Here is a 15,262-nt window from a genome sequence, read left to right on the forward strand (position 1 = left end):
ATGCCTTCGATACTTCTCCCACATTCACTCCGGGAGGCGTCTTCCAATGCCCGATAACGACTGGAACATCCCTCTGCCCCTGCACTTCGGCCATGCAGAAACACCGCAACTCACTCTTGCCAGAGCGTTGCCCGACGAGCCCCAGCGTCCAGTCTTCGAAGCTTTTATCCAGCAACGTTTCCGCAAGGCCCACGGCGCCGACATCCGTCATTTCATGCCGGAACTGTTCGGCATGCACAACGCTTCCGGTGAGCTTTGTGCGGTGGCCGGCGTACGCCTGGCCAGCGCCGGACAATTGTTTCTGGAGCACTACCTGGACGAACCGATTGACCCGCTCATCAGCGCTGCGGCCGACCAACCGGTAGACCGTGCGAGCATCATCGAAGTGGGCAACCTGGCCGCCAGCGACACCGGCAGTGCGCGCATGAGCATCATCGCCATCACCTACCTGCTGGCCATGGGCGGTCTGGAATGGGTGGCGTTCACCGGCAACATCGGCTTGGTGAACAGCTTCCATCGCCTCGGTTTGAAACCCGTCACCCTCTGTGCAGCCGACCCCGCGCGGCTGGGCGATGACCGTCACAGCTGGGGCAGTTACTACGAGAGCAAGCCGTGGGTACACGTCGGCAACATCCGCGCCGGTTTCATCCACTTGCGCAATGCCGGCCTGTTCAATCGCCTGGGGTTGCCGTCGTCCCTCGAGGAGTCCAGCCATGTCGCCTGAACTGGAGCGTTTCAAACAGATCCTGCGTAGCCATGCCGAACGCAAGCCCCATGCCCTCGCCGTGTGGGGTGATCAGTTGAAACTGGACTACGCCACGCTTTACACCGAAGTGGAGTATCGCCAGCAGCGTCTGCGCGATGAACAGGTCAAGGTGGTCGCACTGGCCCTGGACAACGGCGTCGAAGCGATGCTTTGGGACCTCGCAACGCTGTTCGAAGGCCTGACCTGCATGACGCTGCCCCCCTTCTTCAGCCCGGCGCAACGCAAGCATTGCCTGGAACAAAGCCAGGCAGAAAGGGTGATTGCCGAACCTGAGCTGGCAGCTGAAATGCAATCGGCCGGGTACGAGCAAACCGGTGAGTTCTGGCGTCGAACCTTCGATGGGCCGAACCGGATACCCGCAGGCACCGCGAAACTGACCTTCACCTCCGGCACCACCGGCACACCGAAAGGTGTGTGCCTGAGCGCCGAAAGCATGTTGCGCGTCGTCCATGAGCTGGATCAGGCCAGCAAACCGACCAACCCCCAGCATCATCTCGCGTTGCTGCCCTTGGCGATCCTCCTGGAAAACCTGGGCTGTTATGCCGCGCTGTACGCCGGGGCGACCTTGAGCCTGCCGAGCCAGAAAACCCTCGGCATTCAGGGGGCCAGCGGTGTTGATGTACCGCGACTGCTGGGCTACCTCGCCGCCCGTGCCCCGCAAAGCCTGATCCTGGTGCCGCAGTTGCTGCTGCTGCTGGTCAGCGCCGCCGAACAAAAAGCCTTCTCGCCCGCCTCGTTACGCTTTGCCGCCGTGGGTGGCGCGCGGGTGTCCGAGGAATTGCTGCATCGCGCGCAACGTCTCGGCCTGCCGGTCTACGAAGGTTATGGGCTGTCGGAGTGCGCGTCGGTGGTGTGCCTGAATCGGCCGCAAGCCCAACGCCCCGGCAGTGTCGGCAGACCCCTGCCGCATGTGGAGATTCGCCTGGCGGATGACGGTGAGGTGCTGATCAAGGGATCAACCTTGCTGGGCTATCTGGGCGAAGCGCCACACACCGACGAATGGTGGCCCAGCGGTGATCTCGGCGAGTTCGACGCCGAAGGCTTCCTTTACCTCAAAGGGCGCAAGAAGCATCAATTCGTCAGCAGTTTCGGGCGCAACGTCAATCCTGAGTGGGTCGAGGCCGAGTTGACTCAACGCCGTCACATCGCTCAGGCCTTTGTCTACGGCGAAGCCATGCCACGTAACCACGCACTGCTTTGGCCGCATCGCCCGGACTGCAGCGACGAAGAGCTCGCCGCCGCCGTAGCCGAGGCCAACGAGGCGTTGCCCGATTACGCCCAGGTCCATCACTGGACGCGCCTGGACCAACCCTTCACACCTGCCAACGGGCTGCTGACCGCCAATGGTCGACCGCGCCGCGACGCCATCATTGCGCTTTACCGCGCGCAACTGACTGAATCGACACTTACCGAGGAATCGGCATCATGAGTTTTTTCGACACCCTGCAAGAAGCCACGCAACAGGAACGTCACGAACTGTTCAACCTGCCCATCATCCGCGACGCGCTGGAGGGCAACGTCAGTCTGGAAAGCTACCGGGCCTTTCTGACCCAGGCCTACTACCACGTGCGCCACACCGTGCCGTTGATGATGGCCTGTGGCGCGCGGCTGCCCCTGCGGCTGGAGTGGCTGCGCGAGGCGGTATGCGAGTACATCGAGGACGAATACGGTCACGAAAAATGGGTACTCGACGACATCGAAGCCTGCGGCGGCGACAAAGCAGCGGTACGTGATGGTCGTCCGTCCTTGCCGATCGAGTTGATGGTCAGCTTTCTCTACGACCTGATTGCCCGGGACAACCCGGTCGGCCTGTTCGGCATGGTCAATGTGCTGGAAGGCACCAGCATCGCCCTCGCCACCCACGCCGCCGGCAGCATTCGCCAGCGTCTGGACTTGCCCGAAACCGCTTTCAGCTACCTCAGCTCCCACGGTTCACTGGACATCGAGCACATGCAGACCTACCGCCGTTTGATGAACACCCTCGACGATCCGGCCGACCAGGCCGCGGTGATTCACGCCTCGAAGGTGGTTTACAAACTCTACGCTGACATGTTCCGTGGCCTGCCGCGTGACGGGGAGAATCTGCATGCGCCTGTCTGAGGCTCGCGTGGTGTTGACCGGTGCCAGTGGCGGCATCGGCCTTGCCATCGCCGCGGCGCTGTGCGCCAGTGGCGCAAGGGTGTTGGCGGTGGCCCGGCATCGGGATTCCCTGGAGCCATTGCTCGCGCGCTATCCACAGCACCTGTGCTGGGTCGGTGCCGACCTGACGTTCCTCGCCGACAGACGCAAAGTACTGGTCGCCGCGGAAGCCATTGGCGGCATCAACCTGCTGATCAATGCCGCCGGGGTCAATCACTTCGCCATGCTTGAACAGCTGGATGACAGCGACATCAACGCGATGCTGGCAGTCAACATCAGCGCGCCCATCTGCCTGACCAAACTCTTGCTACCGCTGCTCAAGCAAGCCGACAGCGCCATGGTGGTGAACGTCGGCTCGACCTACGGCTCGATCGGCTACCCCGGTTACGCCAGCTATTGCGCGACCAAATTTGCCCTGCGCGGATTTTCCGAAGCCCTGCGCCGAGAACTGGCGGACACCCGGGTCGGCGTTCTGTACGTCGCTCCCCGCGCCACCCGCACGAGCATGAACAGCCCGGCGGCGCAGGCCCTGAATGACGCGCTCAAATCCAATGTCGATGATCCGCAAACCGTCGCCTCGGCGGTGATCCATGCGATTGCCGGCGACCGCCGCGACTTGTACCTGGGCTGGCCGGAACGCTTTTTCGTGCGCCTGAACAGCCTGCTGCCCAATCTGGTGGACCGTGGCTTGCGCAAGCAATTGCCGCTGATCCGTCGCCTGAGTCAGAAGCCCGACAACGAGAACCTCAAACCATGAAAAAATTCGCCGTTTGCCTGCTGCTGGGCGCACTCAGCCAGAGCGTCTGGGCCCTGGACAACGCAGATCAGCAACGCCTTTCCGGCATCCAGCAAAGCTGGGCGCACATTCAATACGAGCTGCCCGCCGATCAACGCACCGCCGCGTTCGAAAAGCTCGCCGCCCAGGCGACAGCGTTCACTCGGGAGCGCCAGTCGGTGGCCGAAGCCTGGATCTGGTCCGGCATCGTCACCAGCAGTTGGGCCGGTGCCCAGGGCGGGCTCGGTGCGTTAAGCAAGGTCAAGGACGCCAAGACCGACCTGGAAAAAGCCCTGACCCTGGACCCAAAAGCCCTGCAAGGCTCGGCCTATACCAGTCTCGCCGCGCTGTATGACCGTGTGCCGGGCTGGCCCATCGGTTTCGGCGACGCCGACAAGGCCGAGCAATTGCTTAAACAGGCCTTGCAACTCAACCCGAATGGCATCGATAGTCTGTACTTCTGGGGCGATCACCTCTACCGTCAAAAACGCTACAGCGAGGCCAAAGGTGCGCTGCAAAAAGCGCTGCAAGCAGATCCAAGGCCGGGCCGGGAAACCGCCGACGCCGGACGTCGCAAAGAAATCGAAGCGTTGCTGGTGGACGTCAACAAGAAACTCGAGTGACAGGAGTCCGTGTGCGTTTATTACTGATCGAGGATGACGTGGCCCTCGGCGAGGGCATCCATCAGGCCCTGTGCCGCGAAGGCTACACCGTCGACTGGTTGCAGGACGGCAGCAGCGCGTTGCATGCGCTGCTCAGTGAAACCTTTGACCTGGCCGTGCTCGACCTCGGCCTGCCACGCATGGACGGGCTCGAAGTGCTGCGCCGCTTGCGTGACAGCGGTTCCAACTTGCCGGTACTGATCCTTACCGCCCGAGACGCCACCGAAGACCGCATCGCCGGGCTGGATGCCGGGGCTGACGACTACCTGATCAAGCCCTTCGATCTGGCCGAACTCAAGGCCCGCCTGCGGGCCTTGTTGCGGCGCAGCGCCGGCCGCGCCCAAGTGCTGATCGAGCACGCCGGCATCAGCCTGAACCCCGGCACGCAGCAAGTCAGCTACCAGGGTGAGCCGGTGGCGCTGACACCCAAGGAATATCAATTGCTCCACGAACTGCTCTCGCCACCGGGCCGGGTCATGACGCGCGATCATTTGATGCAGTTGTTGTACGGCTGGAATGAAGAAGCGGAGAGCAACACCCTGGAAGTCCATATCCATCACCTGCGCAAGAAATTTTCCACCGATCTGATCCGCACGATCCGCGGTGTCGGTTATTTGGTGGAGGAGCGCCGATGACGTCTATCCGACGCCGCACCCTGACGCTGATCATTGGCTTGATGCTCGCCGGCCTGGCCGTGATCAGTGTGTTCAACCTGCACGACAGCAACCACGAAATCGCCGAGGTCTACGACGCCCAACTCGCCCAGAACGCGAGGTTGCTGCAAGGCGTGATGCGTATGCCCTTGGCAACCAAGGAGCACGCCGAGCTGTATCAGGCGTTCAACAAGGCGCTGGGTGAAGCAGAGCCAAGGGTCGACGGCCATCCGTATGAAACCAAGATTGCCTTTCAAGTCTGGAATGCCAAGGGCGAAGTGCTGGTGCATACCGCCAGTGCCCCCTCCTTCATCGCGCCCCCGGCGAAACCGGGTTACAGCGATGTCGTGGACCTGAACAACCGCCACTGGCGTGCGTTCATGCTCGAAGACAAACAGAACAACCTGCGCATCTGGGTCGGCGAGCGGGACGATGTGCGTTCGGACCTGGTGGGCCGGATCGTTCGTCATACCCTGTGGCCCAATGTGCTGGGCAGCCTGATTCTCGCGGCGATGGTCTGGATGGCCATCGGTTGGGGCCTCAAGCCTCTGGCCGACATGGCGGCCACCTTGCGGGCACGGCACAGCGGTTCATTGGAACCTCTGCAATTGAATCCGTTGCCCAGTGAGCTGGAACCGATGCAAGCCGCACTCAACCGCATGCTCGCGCAGATACAGGAAGTGCTCGGTCGCGAACGTCGCTTCATCGCCGACGCGGCCCATGAAATGCGCACGCCCCTGGCGGTGCTGCGGGTGCATGCGCAAAACCTGCTGGAGGCCGGCACCGAGCAAGAGCGTCGGGAGTCTCTGGCGTTTCTGATCGCCGGGGTTGATCGCACCAGCCGCCTGGTCAATCAACTGTTGACTATGGCCCGCCTGGAACCCAAAGCCACCGCCCCGGTGTTGCATGGCATTGACCTGTGCGCCACCGTGCGCGCCAGTCTGGTTCAACTCACGCCCTGGATACTCAGCAAGGACCTTGAATTGGCATTCGACGTCAGTGAGCAGCCCTTCGAAATGGTCGCCGACGCCGCCGTGATCGATATTGCCTTGAACAACCTGATCAGCAACGCCGTAAACTTTTCCCCTGAACAAGGCGTTATCACGGTGAAGCTCAGTCAGGCGGACGGGTTTTATTCGCTGAGTGTCGAGGACCAAGGGCCCGGCATCAACGAATCGGATCGCGGGCGATTGTTCGAGCGTTTTTATAGTCGCGGGAATGCGCAAGGAGCGGGATTGGGCCTGACCATCGTCAACACCATCGCAACTCGACTGGGGGGCCGGATCACCCTGGCCAACCGACCCGAAGGCGGGTTGTGCGCAACCTTGTCGATTCCGGACGGCCATCCTCGCAACCCATTGCAGCGCACCACCCGAGATCTGCCGCCGAACACCTGAAACCGCTTGAAACGCCGCTGCTCCCAGAACTGGCTTTCCGGTGCGGTTCAAGACGGTATCTACAAGGGATCGGGGCCTCGCAGTAAATCCTGTTCACGCTCACACAACTCCACCACGTAATCCCACAACACCCGCAGCCGCACGGATTTGTGCAGCTCGCGGCGGGTGCTGATCCAGTAGCTGCGCTGGATGCTTTCATCCGGCAACAGCGGCACCAGTTGCGGATCGGCGCTGGCCATGTAGCACGGCAGCACCGCAATCCCCAACCCAGAGCGCGCCGCCTGTTGCTGGGCGATCACACTGGTGCTGTGAAACACCACCTGCGGGTTGCGGCAAAAGCTATTGAGAAACATCAGCTCCTGGCTGAACAGCAAGTCATCGACATAGCCGATCCACGCGTGACGCCCGAGGTCTTCGCGGCTGCGTAGCGGTGGCGCCCTGTCGAGGTAGGCCTGGCTGGCGTACAGCGCCAGGCGATAGTCGGTGAGCTTGCGCGTGACCAGCATGTCGGCCGCCGGGCGTTCGAGGTGGATGCTGATCTCCGCTTCGCGATTGAGAATGCTGACAAACCGCGGCACCGCCACCAGCTCAACTTCCAGCCCCGGATAGCGTTCGAACAAGCCGTTCATGCGACTGGCGAGGAACATGATGCCCAGGCCTTCGGTCACCCCGACGCGAATCTTGCCCAGTGGCGCCGTCGATTGAGTGATTTCTTCCTGAGCCAGCAGCGCGACGTTTTCCATCGCTTCCGCGTGTTTGAGCAGCGCTTCACCCGCTGGCGTCAATTCATATCCCTGAGCGTGCTGGACGAACAGCGCCGTGCCGAGGCTTTTTTCGATGGCCTCGATGTGCCGGGCCACGGTGGCGTGGGTGGTATTCAAACGTCGGGCAGCGGTGAGCAAACGCCCGCTGCGCTGCAATTCGAGAAAAAACCGCAGGTCATTCCAATCGAACATGAACCGTCCTTAGGGCTACGCTGTTTAAAAACGCACAGCGGCTGCGCAAAAACTAACATTCTTTTGACGAAAGCTAACAACTAGGATGACCGACAACAAGAACAACAATACGAGGTCAGGGATGCAGACTTCCCTTGATGAATACGACTACATCGTGGTCGGGGCCGGGCCGGCGGGGTGTTTGCTGGCCAATCGATTGTCGGCTGACCCGCAACACCGGGTCCTGCTGCTCGAAGCCGGCGGCCGCGATAACTACGCGTGGATTCACATCCCCGTGGGTTACCTGTTCTGCATCGGCAACCCGCGCACCGACTGGTGCTTCAAGACCGAAGCGCAACCCGGCCTGCAAGGTCGCGCCCTGAGTTACCCGCGCGGCAAGGTGCTCGGTGGCTGTTCCTCGATCAACGGCATGATCTACATGCGCGGCCAGGCCGGTGACTACGACGGCTGGGCGGCCGATGGCAATCCCGGCTGGCGTTGGGACGATGTGCTGCCGCTGTTCAAGAAAAGCGAAAATCATTTTGCCGGCGACTCGCAATTTCACGGCGCCACCGGGGAATGGCGGATCGAGCGTCAACGGCTGTCCTGGCCGATTCTCGATGCCTTCCGCAGCGCAGCCGAACAAAGCGGCATCGCCAGCATCGACGACTTCAATCAGGGCGACAACGAAGGCTGCGGCTATTTCCAGGTCAATCAAAAGGCCGGGATTCGCTGGAACGCGGCCAAGGCATTTCTCAGGCCGGTGCGCCATCGTCCCAATCTCACCGTGCTGACCGACGTTGAAGTCGACCGCGTGCTCCTGGAAAACGGCCGTGCAGCGGCGGTCAGCACACGCTGGCAGGGTCAGGCGAGAACCTTCAAGGCGCGCAAGGAAATCATCCTCTGCGCGGGCGCCGTCGGTTCGCCGACCCTCCTGCAACGCTCCGGTATCGGCCCCCGCCCGCTCCTGGAAAAATTGGGCATCGGGGTCGCCCATGAGCTGCCCGGTGTGGGCGGCAACCTGCAGGATCACCTGCAACTGCGGTTGATCTACAAACTGCAAAACGCGCGCACACTGAATCAGATCGCTGGCAGTGTGTGGGGCAAGATGGGCATGGGTTTGCGTTACCTGTACGACCGCAGCGGCCCGCTGTCCATGGCACCGAGTCAGCTCGGTGCGTTTGCCCGCTCAGGGCCGGAGCAGACCTCGGCGAACCTCGAATACCATGTGCAACCCTTGTCGCTGGAGCGTTTCGGCGAGCCATTGCACGCCTTCCCCGCCTTCACCGCATCGGTCTGCGACTTGCGCCCGCAAAGCCGTGGCCGAATCGACATTCGCTCGGTCAATCCGCAGGACGCGCCGCTGATTCAACCCAATTATTTGAGCCATCCGCAAGACTTGCGCGTCGCGGCCGACGCCATACGCCTGACCCGACGCATCGTTTCCGCACCCGCCCTGCAAGCGTTCAAGCCGGTGGAATACCTGCCCGGCGACAGTCTGCAGAGCGAAGAACAACTGCACGAAGCCGCCGCCCGCATCGGCACGACGATTTTCCATCCGGTCGGCACCTGCCGCATGGGCAACGACACCGACGCGGTGGTCGATGCGCAGCTCAAAGTCCATGGCATCCCCGGCCTGCGCATCGCTGATGCGTCGATCATGCCGCGCATCACCTCGGGCAACACCTGTTCGCCGACGCTGATGATTGCCGAGAAGGCCGCGCAACTCATCCTCAATCCCGCCACAAGGAGCCCGGCACCGCCCATGGAACTGGCGACGAATACCTGACCGCCAAACACGAACATAGTAGGAGCCAGCTTGCTAGCGATAGCGACCGATCAGCCAGCATCAGAGTCACCTGACACGCCGCCATCGCCAGCAAGCCGGCTCCTGCAATAAGGGTTACACCCCGATGCACGGACAGTAGCGGCACCCACCCACAAGGCCGGTGCCGACAGTGGAACAACAAAAACAATCACTGTGAGGGAAACCGATATGTCAGAACATGTTCAGCCTCTGGAAATCACGCGCAGCAGCGACGCCGGCCGTGAAACCCGCAAGGTCATCTTCGCTTCGTCACTGGGAACGGTGTTCGAGTGGTACGACTTTTTCCTTTATGGCGCCCTCGCGGCGGTGATCAGCAAACAGTTTTTCGCCGGGGTCAACGACACCACGGCATTCATCTTTGCACTGATGGCATTCGCCGCCGGTTTCGTCGTACGGCCCTTTGGCGCGCTGGTTTTCGGGCGTTTGGGGGACATGATCGGGCGCAAATACACCTTCCTCGCCACCATCGTTCTCATGGGTGTCGCGACGTTTTGCGTCGGGCTGCTGCCAACCTACGCGAGCATCGGCATCGCCGCGCCGATCATTCTGGTGGTGCTGCGCATGCTTCAGGGCCTGGCCCTGGGCGGTGAGTACGGTGGCGCTGCGACCTATGTCGCGGAACACGCGCCCATTGGCAAACGCGGTTTCCACACCAGCTGGATTCAGTCCACTGCAACCCTTGGCTTGCTGCTGTCGTTGCTCGTGGTGCTGGGATGCCGCTATTTCACCGGCGACCAGTTCGAAGTCTGGGGCTGGCGGATTCCGTTTCTGTTTTCCATCGTGCTGCTGGGCATCTCGACCTGGATTCGCCTGAGCCTGCACGAATCACCCGCGTTCGTGAAAATGAAAGAGGAAGGCAAACTCTGCAAGTCGCCTTTGCGCGATTCCTTCGGTAAATGGGAAAACCTCAAAGTCGTGCTGATCGCGCTGTTCAGCATCAACGCCGGGCAAGCGGTGACGTTTTACGCGGCGCAGTTTTATGTGCTGTTCTTCCTCACCCAGTTCCTGAAAATGGACCCGGCCCTGGCCAACAGCCTGCTGATCGTCAGCGTGATCATCGGCGCGCCGTTCTTCATCTTCTTTGGCTGGCTGTCGGACAAGGTCGGGCGTAAACCGGTGTTGATGATCGGCCTGTTGCTGGCTACCGCGTTGTACTTCCCGATCTTCAAATCCATCGCCCACTACGCCAACCCGGCCATCGACCAGGCCAGCCGCCAGGCGCCGATCACCGTACTGGCCGACCCGGCCACTTGCACCTTCCAGTTCGATCCGGTGGGCAAGGCGAAATTTGACAGCCCGTGCGACAAGGTCAAAACCTTCCTGGTGAAACAGGGCCTGCCCTACAGCAGCGAAGCGGCCCCGGCCGGCAGCGGCGTGCAGGTCAGCGTCGGTGACGTGAAGCTCGATGGCTTTGACGAAGCAGCCCTGCGGGGCGCAGTGACCCTGGCCGGGTATCCGTCAAAAGCCGATACGCAACAGGTCAACAAGTCGATGATCGTGGCGCTGATGGTTGTGCTGATCATCATCTCCGCCATGTGCTACGGCCCGCTGGCGGCGCTGATGGTCGAACTGTTCCCGACGCGCATTCGCTACACCTCGATGTCCCTGCCTTATCACATCGGTAATGGCTGGTTTGGCGGGTTTCTGCCGACGGTGTCGTTTGCGTTGGTGGTGTATACCGGGGACATTTTCTACGGGCTTTGGTACCCGGTGGTGATTACTGCGGTGAGCCTGGTGGTGGGGATGATCTGTTTGCGTGAGACCAAGAACGTGGATCTGGATAAAAACTGACATCATGCCGCAGAACCTGTAGGAGCGAGCTCGCTCCTACAGACCGCCATCGCCCCGCCACTCACCCGACCGAGGCACCATGATCATTTCATCCGCATCCGACTACCGCGAGGCCGCCCGCCGCAAACTCCCGCGATTTTTGTTCGACTACATCGACGGCGGCGCTTATGCCGAGCACACCCTGCGGGCCAACAGCGCCGACCTGACGGGCATCAGCCTGCGTCAGCGCATTCTGAAAAACGTCGAAACCCTGAGCCTTCAAACCACCCTCTTCGATCAGCCCCTTGCAATGCCGATTATCCTCGCGCCGGTCGGCCTGACGGGCATGTTCGCCCGTCGAGGCGAAGTACAGGCGGTGAAAGCGGCGGAAAACAAAGGCATTCCCCTGTGCCTGTCAACGGTTTCGGTGTGCTCGATCGAAGAAGTGGTGGCGAACAGCCAACAATCCATCTGGTTCCAGCTGTACGTGCTAAAAGACCGGGGCTTCATGAAAAATGCCCTGGAGCGGGCGAAGGCCGCCGGGGTGAAGAACCTGGTGTTTACCGTCGACATGCCCACGCCCGGTGCGCGCTACCGGGACGCGCACTCGGGCATGTCCGGGCCTTTTGCGTCATCGCGGCGCATCCTTCAGGCGATGACCCGACCCGACTGGGCCTTCAACGTCGGCGTCATGGGGCGCCCGCATGACCTGGGCAACATCTCGAAGTACCTTGGCAAAGCGGTCACCCTCGAAGACTACATGGGCTGGCTGGCGAACAACTTCGACCCGTCGATCAGCTGGAGCGATCTGGAATGGATTCGTGACTTCTGGAAAGGCCCGATGATCATCAAAGGCATTCTCGATCCTCAAGACGCGCGTGACGCCGTCAGCTTCGGCGCGGATGGCATTGTGGTGTCGAACCATGGCGGGCGACAACTGGACGGCGTGCTTTCCACCGCCAAGGCCTTACCACCCATCGTACAAGCGGTGGGGAATGATCTGACGGTGCTGGTCGACTCCGGGATCCGCTCGGGGCTTGACGTCGTGCGGATGCTGGCGCTGGGCGCGAAAGGTGTATTGCTGGGACGTTCCATGGCCTATGCGCTGGCCGCCGACGGTCAGCGCGGGGTGGAAAACATGCTGGATATTTTCGCCAGGGAGATGCGCGTGGCGATGACGTTGACCGGGGTGACTTCGATTGGCCAGATTGATGAGTCGACGCTGGTGCAGGCGGTTCGTGAGCTGAACGCCTGACCGTAAAATCGCCCTGTCAATGCAGGGCGTTTTTCAATCACTCGACGTCTTTGAGAATTTCGAACGTCACCTGATCGGGATAGAACGCCACATAATTTTTGATCTGCTCCACCGATATTTTGGGGTCTTCATAGCTCCACACTGCATTGGCTCCCTCATGCCCCGGGATCTGCAGGCTGAAATAGCTCGCATCACCCTTGTAGGGGCAATAACTCGTGTGGTCGGTGCGGGCGAAATACTCCTCGGCAATGTCCTCCCGAGGCACGTAATACACCGGAGGGTAATTGGCTTCCAGCAGCACCAGCGCGCGCGTCGACGCCGCCACCTGAATGCCGTGAAACTTCACCAATAGACAGCCGGGTTGCTCGGCGATGGTAATGACAGGGCTAGGACCGGAGCTTTTCATGAAATGCGTTCCTCGGGACGGTGAAAAACCTGTGGGAGCGTGCGATGCGGCGATCCGACTGGCCCGCGATGGGTCGCGCGGCGGTCCCGAAACTTTGAGACCGCACGTGTCAGGTATAACCCAGATTTCGTCGGTACGACGGCTTCGCAGCCGAACGGAACCATGACGGTTATCCGTCTACAGACTGACTACCGCCTCCACTCTTCTTCGTCTAATAGACCAACGGCTCAACTGCGCCGAAACATCGTCTACGATCAATAGCACCGTTGACATCCCTGCTTCGCAGTCAGGTCGTCGTGGCGTGGGGGTTCGAGTCTCAGAAGCTTGAGGGTCACCAACATGCCGGCCAGCCGTTTTTCCCTCGATAAAACGATGATCACCCTCGACGCACGCCCGGATCGCCTCGATCTGCGTGATCGCCTGTTCACCCCACGAATCCAGTCACTGCCGCCCTCCTGGCCCGCCGACAAGGACATCGACGCCGAACTGTCGGGGTACCTGGCCAGGGACATGGTGCTGTTCCAGGGCAACGAGGGCGCTTGCACCGGGTTTGGCCTGGCGGCGGTGGTCAACTTTCTGTTGTGGCGGAGAGACCGCACGGCCACCAAAACCAGCCCTCGCCAGCTCTATCATCTGGCCAAGCTGTATGACGAATGGCCCGGCGAGGATTACTCGGGTTCAAGCTGTCGCGGTGCGCTGAAGGGCTGGCACAAACACGGTGTCTGCGCGCAGGAATTATGGCCCTACACCGTCAAACCCGACGGTTCTGTGCCCGCGTTCGAGGCACCGGACGAACATTGGGCCGCCGATGCCGTGACCCGGCCGTTGGGTGTCTACTATCGCGTGGAAAAGAACGATGTCACCGCGATGATGGCGGCGCTGTATGAAGCCGGTGCGCTTTACGTCTCGGCCAATGTGCATCAGGGTTGGGCCCTGATGCGGCCCAAAGGCAAAAAAAGTCCGGTGGCGGCGTTCGAAAGCATGTCGCAACTGCCCGTGATCAAAGGGTCATCGAACAGTCAGGGCGGTCATGCCTTTGCCCTGATCGGTTACACCAGCCAAGGCTTCATCGTGCAAAACTCCTGGTCGACCGACTGGGGGTTTTCCGGCTTCGCGATCCTGACGTTCGAAGACTGGCTGGCCAATGGCACCGACGCCTGGACCGTAGGCCTTGGCGTACCGATCGAGCACGGCGGGCTCTCCCCGGACTCACGCCCGTCGCGCGCCAGGGCTGATGCTCAATCACCCTTTCGCAACGCGCTGTCGAGCTCCATTGCCAAGCGTGAAGGCTTTTCGTTGTTCACCGCCAGCACGCGGGATTCAGAACGCAAAGGCCCTACTTTGCTGACCAAGGATCAGGCGTACGGCCTGACCATCGTCATGGAAAACAACGGCAGCATCGGCCCCCGGCTGACCGACGTCGAGAACGTCCGCGCCGGTGTCAAACGGATCGTCTATGAGGCACCTCGCGCCTGGTACGACAAGCTGCCGGCAGCCAGCAAACCCGCGGTGCTGCGCATCGCCATTGTGGCCCACGGCGGGCTTAACTCCGAACAGGACTCCATCAACCGGATCTGTGCGATGGCGCCCTACTTCCTGGAAAACGGCATCTATCCGTTGTTTATCACCTGGCGTACCGGCGCGCTCGAAACACTCGCGGACATCATCCAGGACACGCTACCTGGCGTGTTCGAAGCCGGCGGCCTCAGCGACGTGCTGAAGTTGATCAAGGACAAAACCGTAGAAGGGCTTGATCCCACGGTCGAGTTGGCGACCAAAAAACTCGGTGGCGATCAGTGGAGCCAGATGAAACAGAACGCCGAAGCCGCTGCCATAGCGGGTTTCACCCCGCGAGGCCTGGTGGAAATGGCGGATAACCTGAAAAAGCTGATTGATGACATGGGGCAGAAAAAAGTCCAGCTGCACCTGATCGGTCACTCGGCGGGGTCGTTGATCAACGGCCACTTGATTCGCCTGCTATGGGCCCGGCAGTTGCCGACCGAGACATCGACACTGATGGCCCCGGCGTGCACCCTCGACTTCGCCAACCAGACCTACCGCAAGGTCATCGAGGACGGCGGACTCAAGCGCAAGGACTTCCACATATACCTGATGTCCGATCAGCGCGAACAGGCGGATAACGTCATTGGCGCGTACCACAAATCGTTGCTCTACCTGGTATCCCGCGCCTATGAGGAACTGCAGCGTATGCCGCTGCTGGGCATGGCCAGCAGCCTCGACGGCAACAGCCAGAACTTCAGCGATCCTGATCTGGCGTTATGGAACATCGCCGCCCGGAACATGACCGAGCAATGGAACCGCTTTTACTGGGGCAACACCATTCCGAGCGGTTTCGCCGCCACCGGCCGCGGGCTGTCGGACACGCTCGCGCAAACCCTGCACATTTTCAACGAACCGAAGATGAACTACGGCGCGGGGGTAAAGGCGGACACTTCCCACGGTGGGTTCGACAATGACATCAACGTCATTACCAGCGTTTTGCTGACCATTCTGCGCCTGGCTCCGGGCGCCAAACTCGTGCAGCCGGTGGTTAATCTGAACTACTGAGCTTTGGCGCAATGAATCGAAACGCACGAGCTGTACATCCATACAGATAAAGATTGCTCCATCGCTCATCAGCCGCCATTCTGTGCACCTCCCGGCAGTTGATGAACG

At 61.0% G+C, this 15,262-nt stretch carries 13 protein-coding genes; 11 read left to right on the top strand and 2 right to left on the bottom strand.

Annotated features, from left to right (window positions below):
- The first annotated feature begins 46 nt into the window (after nucleotides 1-46).
- The 7 genes from ACI77H_RS21250 to ACI77H_RS21280 are packed head-to-tail and all read left to right on the top strand — an operon-like array spanning nucleotide 47 to nucleotide 6,392.
- A complete protein-coding gene (locus tag ACI77H_RS21250) occupies nucleotides 47-724 on the top strand; it encodes a thermostable hemolysin (RefSeq protein ID WP_407013682.1) in 678 nt (225 codons plus the stop codon).
- Nucleotides 714-2,195 carry an AMP-binding protein gene (locus tag ACI77H_RS21255; RefSeq protein WP_407013683.1) on the top strand — a complete coding sequence of 494 codons (1,482 nt, stop codon included), beginning with the start codon at nucleotides 714-716 and terminating at the stop codon, nucleotides 2,193-2,195. The genes ACI77H_RS21250 and ACI77H_RS21255 overlap by 11 nt, the downstream gene beginning before the upstream one ends.
- The gene (locus tag ACI77H_RS21260) at nucleotides 2,192-2,866 is read left to right on the top strand and encodes a TenA family transcriptional regulator (protein ID WP_407013684.1); all 675 of its coding nucleotides are present in this window, start codon (nucleotides 2,192-2,194) and stop codon (nucleotides 2,864-2,866) included. Before ACI77H_RS21255 ends, ACI77H_RS21260 begins: the two co-directional genes overlap by 4 nt.
- A complete protein-coding gene (locus tag ACI77H_RS21265; protein ID WP_407013685.1) occupies nucleotides 2,853-3,662 on the top strand; it encodes an SDR family oxidoreductase in 810 nt (269 codons plus the stop codon). Before ACI77H_RS21260 ends, ACI77H_RS21265 begins: the two co-directional genes overlap by 14 nt.
- Nucleotides 3,659-4,303 (top strand): tetratricopeptide repeat protein, encoded by a 645-nt coding sequence (locus ACI77H_RS21270; RefSeq protein ID WP_407013686.1) that lies wholly within the window; start codon nucleotides 3,659-3,661, stop codon nucleotides 4,301-4,303. The genes ACI77H_RS21265 and ACI77H_RS21270 overlap by 4 nt, the downstream gene beginning before the upstream one ends.
- Before the next feature lie 11 nt (nucleotides 4,304-4,314).
- Nucleotides 4,315-4,977 (top strand): response regulator, encoded by a 663-nt coding sequence (locus ACI77H_RS21275; RefSeq protein WP_407013687.1) that lies wholly within the window; start codon nucleotides 4,315-4,317, stop codon nucleotides 4,975-4,977.
- A complete protein-coding gene (locus tag ACI77H_RS21280; RefSeq protein WP_407013688.1) occupies nucleotides 4,974-6,392 on the top strand; it encodes an ATP-binding protein in 1,419 nt (472 codons plus the stop codon). The genes ACI77H_RS21275 and ACI77H_RS21280 overlap by 4 nt, the downstream gene beginning before the upstream one ends.
- A gap of 59 nt (nucleotides 6,393-6,451) precedes the next feature.
- On the opposite strand, the gene ACI77H_RS21285 is transcribed toward ACI77H_RS21280, so the two are convergent.
- The gene (locus tag ACI77H_RS21285) at nucleotides 6,452-7,348 is read right to left on the bottom strand and encodes a LysR family transcriptional regulator (RefSeq protein WP_207284451.1); all 897 of its coding nucleotides are present in this window, start codon (nucleotides 7,346-7,348) and stop codon (nucleotides 6,452-6,454) included.
- 121 nt (nucleotides 7,349-7,469) lie between these two features.
- Here ACI77H_RS21285 and ACI77H_RS21290 point away from each other — a divergent pair, with 121 nt between their 5' ends.
- From ACI77H_RS21290 to lldD, 3 genes are all read left to right on the top strand, one after another.
- A complete protein-coding gene (locus ACI77H_RS21290; protein WP_407013689.1) occupies nucleotides 7,470-9,116 on the top strand; it encodes a GMC family oxidoreductase in 1,647 nt (548 codons plus the stop codon).
- Nucleotides 9,117-9,323: 207 nt separating this feature from the next.
- Nucleotides 9,324-10,946: an MFS transporter gene (locus ACI77H_RS21295; RefSeq protein WP_407013690.1), complete on the top strand. Its 1,623-nt coding sequence runs from the start codon at nucleotides 9,324-9,326 to the stop codon at nucleotides 10,944-10,946.
- Nucleotides 10,947-11,025: 79 nt separating this feature from the next.
- On the top strand, nucleotides 11,026-12,180 hold the full coding sequence (gene lldD / locus ACI77H_RS21300) for an FMN-dependent L-lactate dehydrogenase LldD (protein ID WP_407013691.1): 1,155 nt from the start codon (nucleotides 11,026-11,028) through the stop codon (nucleotides 12,178-12,180).
- Nucleotides 12,181-12,217: 37 nt separating this feature from the next.
- On the opposite strand, the gene ACI77H_RS21305 is transcribed toward lldD, so the two are convergent.
- Complete coding sequence (locus ACI77H_RS21305; protein WP_407013692.1) at nucleotides 12,218-12,586, bottom strand: DUF427 domain-containing protein; 369 nt, start codon at nucleotides 12,584-12,586, stop codon at nucleotides 12,218-12,220.
- 339 nt (nucleotides 12,587-12,925) lie between these two features.
- Here ACI77H_RS21305 and ACI77H_RS21310 point away from each other — a divergent pair, with 339 nt between their 5' ends.
- Nucleotides 12,926-15,154, top strand: coding sequence for a C1 family peptidase (locus ACI77H_RS21310; protein WP_407013693.1), 2,229 nt, complete (start codon nucleotides 12,926-12,928; stop codon nucleotides 15,152-15,154).
- Nucleotides 15,155-15,262: the final 108 nt, after the last annotated feature.

It is taken from the genome of Pseudomonas sp. O230, assembly GCF_045447035.1.
Taxonomy (GTDB): Bacteria; Pseudomonadota; Gammaproteobacteria; order Pseudomonadales; family Pseudomonadaceae; genus Aquipseudomonas.

Bases quoted from the DNA above. Each gene is read 5' to 3' on its own strand.
- ACI77H_RS21295 (WP_407013690.1), top strand. From the start codon at position 9,324: ATGTCAGAACATGTTCAGCCTCTGGAAATCACGCGCAGCAGCGACGCC.
- lldD (WP_407013691.1), top strand. From the start codon at position 11,026: ATGATCATTTCATCCGCATCCGACTACCGCGAGGCCGCCCGCCGCAAA.
- ACI77H_RS21305 (WP_407013692.1), bottom strand. From the start codon at position 12,586: ATGAAAAGCTCCGGTCCTAGCCCTGTCATTACCATCGCCGAGCAACCC.
- ACI77H_RS21270 (WP_407013686.1), top strand. From the start codon at position 3,659: ATGAAAAAATTCGCCGTTTGCCTGCTGCTGGGCGCACTCAGCCAGAGC.
- ACI77H_RS21280 (WP_407013688.1), top strand. From the start codon at position 4,974: ATGACGTCTATCCGACGCCGCACCCTGACGCTGATCATTGGCTTGATG.
- ACI77H_RS21265 (WP_407013685.1), top strand. From the start codon at position 2,853: ATGCGCCTGTCTGAGGCTCGCGTGGTGTTGACCGGTGCCAGTGGCGGC.
- ACI77H_RS21285 (WP_207284451.1), bottom strand. From the start codon at position 7,348: ATGTTCGATTGGAATGACCTGCGGTTTTTTCTCGAATTGCAGCGCAGC.
- ACI77H_RS21255 (WP_407013683.1), top strand. From the start codon at position 714: ATGTCGCCTGAACTGGAGCGTTTCAAACAGATCCTGCGTAGCCATGCC.
- ACI77H_RS21260 (WP_407013684.1), top strand. From the start codon at position 2,192: ATGAGTTTTTTCGACACCCTGCAAGAAGCCACGCAACAGGAACGTCAC.
- ACI77H_RS21290 (WP_407013689.1), top strand. From the start codon at position 7,470: ATGCAGACTTCCCTTGATGAATACGACTACATCGTGGTCGGGGCCGGG.
- ACI77H_RS21310 (WP_407013693.1), top strand. From the start codon at position 12,926: ATGCCGGCCAGCCGTTTTTCCCTCGATAAAACGATGATCACCCTCGAC.
- ACI77H_RS21250 (WP_407013682.1), top strand. From the start codon at position 47: ATGCCCGATAACGACTGGAACATCCCTCTGCCCCTGCACTTCGGCCAT.